Origin of the sequence: Bradyrhizobium sp. BRP19 (assembly GCF_020194195.1) — a bacterium.
Taxonomy (GTDB): domain Bacteria; phylum Pseudomonadota; class Alphaproteobacteria; order Rhizobiales; family Xanthobacteraceae; genus Bradyrhizobium; species Bradyrhizobium yuanmingense.
In genome coordinates this window covers 1-5,052 of sequence record NZ_JADYVZ010000051.1, presented here as the reverse complement: position 1 = coordinate 5,052, position 5,052 = coordinate 1, and the positions used below count along the sequence as shown (strand labels likewise).

Sequence of the window (5,052 nt, the reverse complement as noted above, 5' to 3'; positions counted from 1 at the left end):
GAGCTATGCGGGAAAGTGGGTGCTGACGGAATGAGATAGGCGGCGTATCGAGGCGGGTGTCGAGCCTGCCAGAACCTCTCGAGGAGAGCGATACGCCATGAACGATACTAGCAACATTGTCCCGCTTCGTCAGCCCGACGAGATCGATGATCCACTGACCAATATCCTGCGCGCCGGAGCGCGGCAGCTTCTTGCACAGGCCGTCGAGGTCGAAGTCGAGACATTTCTTGCCACGGTGAATGATTTGAAGCTTGCCGACGGACGCGCCCGTGTCGTGCGGCATGGTTACGGCCCGACGCGAACGATCCAGACTGGCGTCGGCCCGGTCGAGGTCGCGCGGGCGAAGGTTCGCGACCGTGGAGCGTCCAGCGAAGGCGAACGCATCCGGTTCAGCTCGGCAATCCTGCCGCTGTGGGCGCGGCGAACCAGAAGTCTGGATGCGCTGTTGCCAGTGCTCTATCTGCGCGGCATCTCGACCGGCGACTTCCAGGAGGCGCTGACGGCCCTGCTGGGCAAGGATGCGCCGAACCTGTCGCCGGCGGTGGTGTCCCGGCTGACGGCCGAGTGGCAGGGCGAGTACGAGCGCTGGCAGAGACGCGATCTGTCGGCGCGGCGATACGTGTACGTGTGGGCCGATGGGGTCTTCCTGCAGGCCCGCATGGAAGACCACGGCGAATGTATGCTGGTGCTGATCGGCGCGACGCCGGAAGGCAAGAAGGAACTGATCGGCTTCCAGGTCGGCGTCCGGGAGAGCGCGCAGAGCTGGCGCGAACTCCTGATCGACGTCAAACAGCGCGGATTGCAGATCGCGCCGGAAATTGCCGTCGGCGACGGCGCGCTCGGCTTCTGGAAGGCGCTCGACGAGGTCTTTCCCGGCACACGGCACCAGCGATGTTGGGTACACAAGACCGTCAACGTCCTGGACAAGGTCCCGCTCTCGGTGCAGGCCACCATGAAGAAGGATCTGCGCGAGGTCTATTGGGCGCCGAGCCGGGCGTCCGCCGAAGCGGCGATCGACGTCTTTGCCGAGAAATACTGCGCCAAATACGGCCGGGCGGTCGAATGCCTCGCCAAGGACCGCGACGCGCTGCTGGCCTTCTACGACTTCCCTGCCCAGCATTGGGATCATCTGCGCACGACCAACCCCATCGAAAGCGTGTTCGCGACTGTGCGGCACAGAGCCGTGCGGACGAAGGGCTCGTTGTCGCCGACCACCGCCAAGCTGATGGTGTTCAAGCTGGTGATCACCGCTTCAAAGACCTGGCGGCGGCTCAAAGGCACAAATCAGTTGCCCAAGGTCATCGCAGGTGTCAGATTCAACGACGGCATCGAGGTCATCCACGTGCCGGCAAACCACGCCGCCTGATCGCCTCATCACCCAAAATCCCGCATAGCTCCCGAGCAAGAAGCGGACGCGAAAAGGCGCTTTTATCGGTTCGCTTGGCTGGAGCTCCGAGCTAATTACGCTCTTCATAAGTTTGCCGCTTGGTGCAGGCGGTTCATCGGCAATGCAACGAGCTGCCAGCGAGAATGCCAATCGCGCGCAGCGCGGCGGCCGCTTTCGCGAGTGGTGTAGTCATCTTGACGGTGCCGATTTCGTTGCTGGGCATGGTGTCAATTCGTTGCAGCAGTCGCGCGAAGCTGCTGACTTGTCTGTCCAGAAGAGCGACGTCGACGTAGTCGCCCGGTTCAATACTTAACAGGTACTGCGGCACGGTTACGAGCGCGATGTTTGGGATGCCTTTTAGGTAGAGCGGCTGGCCTTCGCCGAACTGAATGAGCGCGTTTGGGGCCGACACTCTCGGCGCTTGCCCGGTTGTACGCCACTCTGATTCGATAAGCGCCGTCAGCTGCGCGGTGGAGGCGTAGAGCAGTTCGGGTGCGGGGTTGCCTGTCGGCCCGTAGGTGTTTTTGAGGGGATTGTCCCGGTATTCCCGAGCGCCGAGGTGCTCGATCACCAGGCCCGCCACCGCGTGGCGATCTCCCGGGCCACCAGCCCACCATTGTGGGTGATCCCGCAACCAGCGCGAAGTGGCTTGGCCATCCTCGGTCACCGCCGGTATTCGAAGGTGTCCAGCTGTTAACACGAAGATGACCGTGCGTGCCAATGGGTGAGCGACAGTCTGGCGCGCGAGTTCGACCACACCGATGTGGCCGTTCTCCTCGACAATATTTGTACCATCGCTGTGGCTTACCACGAGCACAGTTTCGTGGGGTGCGCCGCGACCTTCCACAGCCGCCCATACTGTACGCATGGCGCTATTTCGTTCGATCACCGCGTCAAGGATGAGCGTCGCCCGCCTGGCCCGTGAGGCGGCGTCCAACACAAAGTCGGCGTCGTCTCCGGCCACGAAGACCGCTGGAATGTTCTGGTAGGGCAACGTGAACGGTAAGTACTGTCCTTTGGCGTTGAAAATGCTTATGCCACGCCAGGCGAAGATCACCGCCTCAACGCCAGCTCGTCGAGCACGCGCCAGACCGAGGCCGGCGAACGTGGCAGGAAGCAGCGGCATAGTGGTCTTGCCCCATGCACGCGCCCGATCCCAAGTCTTGACCGCCGCATCAAACGGGAACTCCCGATTTCGGACCTCGACGACCGCAATTCCTCCGCGCGCTTTGGTCCATCGCGGTATTGGACCGCGCAATCTGTACAACTGCTTCTCGGTCCCTAGGGGGCCGGTGGTCCCGGAGTAGGGAAAGACCGAAGAGATCGCTATGTCGCGCCCGTCGATCTTAAGACGCAGACCGTCGGGATTTTCTGCAGCCATGCTCCAGCGATCGAAATGCAAGACGTCCTCGTGAACTCGCATACCGAAGTCGGCCCACTGCTGTTTGACATGCTCTACAAGTTGATCGTGGCTCTTTGAGCCCGAGATTCGGGAGCCAAGGGACTCCAAGTACATCAGCTCGGCGCGGATGGTATCGTGGTCCACGGCGAAGAACTCCATTCTGCGGATTTCGGCAGGGAGAAAGTGCCCCAACAACTAATATCTCTGCTCGGTCCGGAGGAAGTCGCCAGATTCGACGACTTCAGCGCGGCTGGTTCTTATCTGCAAAGGGAACGCATCGGTATCTGCTCACTTCTTTCGTCAAGTCAATTCTTGAATTCGAGCCCTCCGTACCATCAGCGCTCAGGATCCGGAACACACAATAGGCGCGCGTCGAACATGTTTGGCCGCTCCAGCCGTAAGCGTCAGAGTACAACGTGCAGGACGAACTGGCTTCAAATCCTGTGCCAACTACGAGGCGCATCGACATTGCCCTCAGTTGCCACGCCTGGCGCTCAAGCCAATGGTCATCCTTTACGCCAAGCATCGACGCTTTACTCAGCCTTCATTTACGCCAAAGGATTTTCGGTAACATCGCCGGTGATTGGCGGCTGCTCAAGCACCTGAGCAAACCGCCCTAGGAGGTCGATCGACTTCGGCGACATTTCCGCGATGGGACCGGGTACATAGCGTGCGACCAGGTAGGCGCGGCGGCGCTCCTCAGAGTCATCCAGCAGCAATGGCAGGGTCTCGATTGCTTGCTCCCGTTCCAAAGTGGCGATGATGGTCTGTTGGCGAGTGATTGTAGTCAGACGGTCAGAAGGGACAGAGCGGAACGGCTCGTTCTCCGTCAGGACGCGTGACCAGCGATCGAGACGGTCGCGGCGGATACCGCCGCGATCGCTCACAAGCAGCGCCATAATGCGGATGACGGCCTCGATGAAGCCGCCGGTCGCGATCATCTTAAGCGCAAACTGAACGTCCGGGCGCGACCTCAATTCTTCTAGCGTCATTTGCCTCGCCTGCACTTCGTAGCGATCACTAAAATAGTGCTGCAAAGGAGTGTTCCACATGCTGTGGAACATCAGCTCATACATCATGTCGCGCAGGTCGCGCCAGCAGATCATCGCATGTGCGATATGCTGCACATACAAGGCTTCCGCCAGCAGGAATGGATTATCTACTCTGGCCTTGGCTCGAGACTGGCGAACCTGCTCGCTTATGGACTTGAAGCCAGCCAGCATCAGATTTCGCGAAGACATTAGCGCTCGCGACAGGCGCTCCGGGTGAACACTTCGGCTAGCTTGGGCCGTGAAGGTTGTGACTGCAGCTCTGACGAAGGGGCGGGCGATTGTGTGATAGATCTGTGCCTGAAGTTCAGACGCCCGGTCAACCGCACCGAAAGGGAACTCATCGCGATAGTCGTCGTTCAATGCCCGGATGTCCTTGAAGCTGCGTTCGACTAGTTCAACACTGAAGCTTTTTCGTCCATCATGTTCCTGAACATCTTTGATGCACATTTCGTAGAGGCCAGGCATCAACGCTTCGATTGCCTCAAGCGTGGTTGCAACTTGCCGGAACTCCCTATTGACAACTTTTGAAGAGACGAAGATGCCGAGGTGCCCGATGTCGTCATGCACCATATAGATAATGTGTTGGCCGCGAACGCGGATCTCCTCCTCGTTCTCGTAAACATCTGTAATCCAATTCAGAGCCTGCTGGGGCGGCGTCACTTTGTCGCCATGGCTGGCAAACACGATGATCGGCGCGCGGATCTGCTTGAGATCCACGTGCTGACGCCCCGATCCCAGGTAGGCCATGTTCTTGCCGAGCCGGTTGCCGATGAACAAGTTTTCGAGAATCCAGCAGATCTCGTTTTCGTGCAGCAAGCAGAAGCTGCTCCACCACTTCTCGGTGGCAAGAAAGCTTTCGCGCGTCGTATCCACGTCGCGGAAAAGCTCGGCGTACTTTAGGAACAGCCGGCGCTCGGGATTGAGCATCTCGAAATTGTGTATGAGATTGGCTCCATCAAACATGCCCTGGCCAAGGTCGCACAGAAGCATCGGGATCCAGACTCCGCCGAATATGCCGGCAATGTAGCGGAAAGTGTTGTCGCCGATGTTTCCCGATACAGCCGTCACCGGTGATCCATTGATGACGATGGGTCCTGTCAAGTCAGGGTTTGTTGCGGCGAGAACGAGGGTCGCCCAGCCTGCTTGGCAGTTGCCGATAATGGCCGGCAGAGGCGCGCGCGGATGCCGGCGGATCACTTCTCGAACAAACG

General features: G+C 59.5%; 3 protein-coding genes. 1 reads left to right on the top strand and 2 read right to left on the bottom strand.

Annotated features, from left to right (window positions below):
* The first annotated feature begins 97 nt into the window (after positions 1-97).
* Entirely contained in the window at positions 98-1,366 is a 1,269-nt protein-coding gene (locus I6F36_RS38275; RefSeq protein ID WP_225143891.1) for an IS256 family transposase, read from the top strand.
* 133 nt (positions 1,367-1,499) lie between these two features.
* Here I6F36_RS38275 and I6F36_RS38270 read toward each other — a convergent pair whose 3' ends face one another.
* Together I6F36_RS38270 and I6F36_RS38265 are read right to left on the bottom strand one after the other, a co-directional pair.
* Complete coding sequence (locus I6F36_RS38270) at positions 1,500-2,948, bottom strand: hypothetical protein (protein WP_225143889.1); 1,449 nt, start codon at positions 2,946-2,948, stop codon at positions 1,500-1,502.
* 389 nt (positions 2,949-3,337) lie between these two features.
* On the bottom strand, positions 3,338-5,052 hold a 1,715-nt coding region (locus tag I6F36_RS38265; protein WP_225145764.1), incomplete at its 5' end, for a DUF3141 domain-containing protein.